The organism is Mycobacterium sp., assembly GCF_032159775.1.
GTDB lineage: Bacteria > Actinomycetota > Actinomycetes > Mycobacteriales > Mycobacteriaceae > Mycobacterium.
In genome coordinates this window covers 1-2,752 of sequence record NZ_JAVHWK010000155.1, presented here as the reverse complement: position 1 = coordinate 2,752, position 2,752 = coordinate 1, and the positions used below count along the sequence as shown (strand labels likewise).

Below are 2,752 nucleotides of genomic sequence, written 5' to 3'. Positions count from 1 at the left end.
GCCATGTCGAACAGCCCGTAGCCGTTGGCCGCGAAACTTCCGACGGCGGCGGTCGTGCCGTAGCCGGTGTCGGGTAGATACGGAAACTCCCCGTGCCAGTAGTTGGCCATCCGCTGGCCCGGTCGCTCCGGCTCGTCGCCCCAGGTGTAGGCCGCGCCGTCCAGGCCGCCGCGGGCCGCGACCTCCCACTGTGCCTCGGTCGGCAATCGCAAACCGGCCCAATTCGCATACGCTTCGGCGTCGTCGAATGCGACGTGCACCACCGGGTGGTGCTCGCTGCCCTTGAACGAGGAGCGCGGACCGCGTGGGTGGTTCCAGCATGCGCCGGGCGTCCACGTCCACCACTGGTTGATGTGCCGCAGATCCACCGGCCCCGCAGTGCGGTGAAAGACCATCGAACCGGGCTGCAGGTTGTCTGCGGGCGCGTCGGGATAGTCATCGGGGTCGAGGGCTCGCTCGGCGAGGGTGACATAGCTCGTGGCGTCGACGAACTCGGCGAACTCGGCATTGGTCACCTGATGGGGCATGATCCAGAACTCCTCGACGGTGACGGAGTTCGCGGGCGCCTCTTCAGGGTAGTGCCGATCGGACCCGACGACAGCGGTCTGCGCCGGAATGCGCACCAAATGCCGAGACTGCGCAGAGATCGCCGTTTCGTGCGTCAACGCGATCTCTCCGCAGTCTCGGGGAGGGTGTCAGTCACTGAAGACGGTCGTCCAGTCGTTTTTGATGCTGACGACGGTCCAGCCGAACTGCTCAGCATGGTCCAGTGCACGTTCTGCTCCTGCGGTGTAGTCGAATTCGCGCTCAGCGTCATCGTGCAGGACCAGTAGCCGAAGACCTCGGGTGAACTCGAGCATTTCGATATCGCCGTTGGAATTACCTGCGGCCAATATCGGCCGGCGTCCGATCCGGCTCCACAGCCGGGTCGGCTTGACGGGTCCGTCGTCGAGGAATTCCGGCTGCGCGGTCGTGTAGAGCTGACCGTCGCGATAGACGAGACCCACCGAACTGCCCACCACGCGCTCGGGTGGAATCCCATACAGTTGCCCAGTGATCGGGCGCATGAAATCTCGCCCGCCACCGGAGACTATGTAGTTGGTGAATCCATTGGCCTCGAGGTAGCGCAGAAGCTCGACCATCGGCGCATACCCGCACGACGTGTAGGGGCGACCCAGCGTCGGGTGCTTAGCTTCGGCGAAGAAGGCATTGAACCGGCCGGCGAGTTCGTCGACAGTGATTTCATGCTGAGACGTAAGTATCGCCGCCACCAGCGGTTTGATGTCGGTGTCGTCGCCCTGGTAATGCTTGGTGACCGCATCGCCCAGCCATTGCAAATCGCCGGTGTAGGCCGCTTTGTACGGCTGCTGGTCGCGCAGCGACGGGTCCGCTTCAGCCTGTTCCTTGAATCGACGTAACAAGAAGTCGAGCTGGATGTACATCGGCTTCTCGCACCACAGCGTGCCGTCGTTGTCGAAGACCGCGACGCGTGCCTCCGGCGCGACGAAATCGGGGCCGCCGCCAGCGGTGACGCGACCAACGAAGTCGACGATCGCCGACTTCGTAGGCCCGTCTGTCCAGCACTCGAGTTCCGCCATACTCACCCGCCGCGAGTCGAGAGAAACTTCTCGAGCTCCTCGACGGCGTTCTTGATCGTGAACGACGACGGCTCTTGCCGCGGCGGGAATTCCTTGAAGGTCTGCAGGAACTGGGTCGCGATCGCGGAGCCGTAGAGGACAAGATAGATGCGATCGATCACCCAGTCCCAGTACGTGTTGGACGTGATGTCCGCGCGTTCGTAGGGATCGGTCCGCAGGTTGAACAATTTCGGTGCCCGCAGTTGGGTGAAGGGTTCGTACCAGATCTGCAACGTGCCCCGGCAGCGCTGCTCCATGAACACGACCTTCCAGTTCTCCGCCCTGATCCCGAGCACGTCGCAGTCGTCAGAGAAGTAGATCATCCCGCGGCGCGGGCTCTTGTCGACCTCGCCGGTGAGATAGGGGATCAGGTTGTAGCCGTCGATGTGCACCTTGTAGGTCATGTCGCCGATGGTGTGGCCGGTTTTGAGCTTGTCGATGATGTCGGTGTCGCCTGCAGCGGCCAGAAACGTCGGAAGCCAGTCGTGGTGCTGGACGATTTCGTTGGACACACTGCGCGGCTTGATCTTTCCTGGCCACCGGATCATCTCGGGAATCCGGAATGCGCCTTCCCAGTTGCTGGCCTTCTCACTCCGGAACGGTGTGGTCGCGCCATCGGGCCAGCTGTTCGCATGCGGACCGTTGTCGGTGGAGTAGATGACGATGGTGTCCTCGGCGATCCCGAGTTCGTCGACCAGGTCGAGCAACGTGCCGACGTTGCGGTCGTGGTCGATCATCGTGTCGTGGTACGGCGACTGCCAGCGGCCCGCCTGGCCGAGGCTCTCCGGCTTGGTGTGCGTCCGGAAGTGCATGTGGGTCATGTTCATCCATACGAAGAACGGGGTGTCGGCCTCGTGTTGTCGCTTGATGAAGTCGATACACGCACCGGTGGTTTCGTCGTCTATGGTTTCCATGCGTTTCTTGGTGAGCGGTCCGGTGTCCTCGATCCGCTGCTTGCCGACCGGGCCGTACCGTTCATCGACTTCACCCGAGTCCTCGTCGGTGGCCCAGGAATGAATCACGCCGCGCGGTAGTAGCTTGGCGCGCAAGACCGGCGCCTCTTCGGCAGTGGGGTAGTCCGCGTTCTCCGGTTCCTCCTCGGCGTTGAGGTGGTA

Annotated in this window: 3 protein-coding genes; all 3 read right to left on the bottom strand. The window is 62.9% G+C overall.

Annotated features, from left to right (window positions below; all coding sequences use genetic code 11):
• Positions 1-665 (bottom strand): formylglycine-generating enzyme family protein (locus tag QOJ24_RS21395; protein WP_526264901.1); only part of this gene is annotated, 665 nt, incomplete at its 3' end.
• Positions 666-695: 30 nt separating this feature from the next.
• Complete coding sequence (locus QOJ24_RS21390) at positions 696-1,598, bottom strand: HAD family hydrolase (RefSeq protein WP_526264899.1); 903 nt, start codon at positions 1,596-1,598, stop codon at positions 696-698.
• 2 nt (positions 1,599-1,600) lie between these two features.
• Positions 1,601-2,752: sulfatase-like hydrolase/transferase (locus QOJ24_RS21385; protein WP_526264897.1), on the bottom strand; the 1,152-nt coding region annotated here is incomplete at its 5' end.

Bases quoted from the DNA above. Each gene is read 5' to 3' on its own strand.
- QOJ24_RS21390 (WP_526264899.1), bottom strand. From the start codon at position 1,598: ATGGCGGAACTCGAGTGCTGGACAGACGGGCCTACGAAGTCGGCGATC.